The organism is Rhizobacter sp. P3_B12 (genome assembly GCF_056402895.1).
Genome location: NZ_JBFUGN010001036.1, coordinates 1 through 2,102 on the forward strand (window position 1 = coordinate 1; position 2,102 = coordinate 2,102).

Here is a 2,102-nt window from a genome sequence, read left to right on the forward strand (position 1 = left end):
GGATCACTTGTCCGCTCGCTGCGACGAAGCAGACAGTGCGAGGCGTCGACGGCAATGCAGCGAAGCGCAGAGGCACTTGGGCAGCTGAGACCTCCTCGATCGGGCTCAGTTGAACGTCTGCTCTCACGAGCTGCGAAGGTGAGCTATCGACCCAAAGCGGAAGTTGGCACGGGCTGAGCAAGGCTCCGGAAAGCGGCCGTTCAACGTTTGACATGAGGGGCGCTGACCGGTTCGCCGGGCAGCGTCCTCTCGATGAAAGGGTTAGGCCTCACGATAAAGCGAGGTGCAAGGATGCAAAAGACGAGGATGGCAAGAAGGGGACCAAATGTTTTGTATTGAGTCCAGACGGTCAAYGGCGTGGCGAATGCCACGCATGTGTTCACGATTCCCAACAGCACGTACAGACCGCAAAGAGCCCAACTGAATCTACGCCAGCTGCTTGGCAACAAACCTAGCCTGTGACCCCAAACAAGGAAAGGAAGCCCAGGGCGGAATAATTGCAATGAAACCGCGACTGCAGCGGCGACGAAGATGAAAATTAGGGTGGGCTTCATCATCACAAGTGTGATGCTCTCCGTTTGACCAGAGAAGCTGAGCGTGAGTGCTACAGGCACCATAAGGATGATTTGAAACACGATGATTCGCCAGAAGAGGGACGCGCTGAGCTTGAGACCATAGTCCGTCCTCAAGGCGCTCTCGCCGATGTCTTCCAAAGCCGCTTCAGGCGGTGCGTATGGATTGCTTCCGGTCATGCGATTCGGTCTCCGCTTTGAGGCCTAGCGTTTGAAATGAGAGGCGAAGCCCGGCCTGCGAGCGGCGTCCTGTCTATTGGTTGGGCGCCGCTTGGGGGGTAGTGCTGGGAGTTTTTACTTGGCTTCTGCATAGTTGAACGCCTTAGAGAACAGGACTTCGCAGATGGAGTTCATGAACCATTCTCTCCTGCGCTGTGAGTCTTGGCGGTGGGGAGGATGCGTGCGAGCGGTCATCGGTGACCGACGGCTCCTGGCCGACTGTCGACTTTCAAGAAATCTGTCTCCGCTTGTGGCCACACTCGAGCTGGACGCCGCCCTGCATGACCTTGAAATCGGCTGCGTCGTTGCAGTACACCTGTGAACAGTCGGCCCATTCGACAACTTCAAATGACGGCTGAACGCTTTCGCTCATGGCGAGAATCTCCAAACTCTCACCAGGGAGGAGTGTGAAGTCTTCGCCCCACGGTTCTACCGCGACGACGTGTGGCTTGGCCTGGCGATTGCAAAACGAGAACGTTGAAATCRGTGTTGTCATAGTTCTTGTCCGCTTCCCGAAAGCTGTCGCCCGCGAYTGACTGCAAGTGGCCGGGTGGAGGCATTCGATCATGCGGCGCACACCCGACGAAGCCCTGGTGCCCACGTCGACGAAGGATGGGGGGGCGTCATCTTTCCTCCAGATACTGACCCAATCCAATCTGATCTATCGGTTCTTTGTGACGGGCCGCGAGTTCTGCCGGCCCAAGAACTCGACACTTGTTTGCGCTGCCGTCTTGCGAAGGGGCAATGCAGATCGTCAGCGACTTTAGGGCGCCACGTTCTTCAACGGCCACGATCTCCCTGAGGCTGGGACCCATGAAGCAGTTCTCGCCGAATACGGCGCCGCGAATGAGCGTCGTTCGATTTCGATACAGGACTATGTCGACGGTTGGCATTGCTCCGCAGCGGCGTTCTGAATAGGGGCCTCGTACGGCCTTGACGACGTAGCGTGCCTTCCGCATCTCGCATTGCACTGGAAATTCCGAAAGGGAGTTTTGGCCTTGGTCACTGTCGGGAATGTATCGAACTGAGAAAACTCCCTCTTCGGGGGAGCAAGTAAAGGCGGCGATGTCCTGAGCCCAAGACGCTTGGCCAAGCAGCTGACGTGGTCCAATTCTGATGGACACCTCGATGGGAGATTTTCCCGCAGAGGACGAGAAGAGCATGACCGAGAAGAAGAGAGCCCGCCGGGCATTTGATGCGGCGTTCAAGCTGCAAGTGGTTCGCATGGTGCGAGACCAGGGATTGAGCGTCGGGCAGGTGTGCCGCGACATGAACTTGACGGACAGTGGCGTGCGCCGCTGGCTCGAGCAG

General features: G+C 57.5%; 3 protein-coding genes. 1 reads left to right on the forward strand and 2 read right to left on the reverse strand.

The genetic code is table 11. The annotated features are described in order from the left end of the window. Positions 1-200: 200 nt before the first annotated feature. A complete protein-coding gene (locus AC1D01_RS31710; RefSeq protein WP_477873487.1) occupies positions 201-752 on the reverse strand; it encodes a septation protein IspZ in 552 nt (183 codons plus the stop codon). 268 nt (positions 753-1,020) lie between these two features. Beyond that, the gene (locus AC1D01_RS31715; RefSeq protein ID WP_477873488.1) at positions 1,021-1,164 is read right to left on the reverse strand and encodes a hypothetical protein; all 144 of its coding nucleotides are present in this window, start codon (positions 1,162-1,164) and stop codon (positions 1,021-1,023) included. 788 nt (positions 1,165-1,952) lie between these two features. Between AC1D01_RS31715 and AC1D01_RS31720 the strand changes: the two genes are divergently transcribed. Then, on the forward strand, positions 1,953-2,102 hold a 150-nt coding region (locus AC1D01_RS31720; protein WP_477873489.1), incomplete at its 3' end, for a transposase.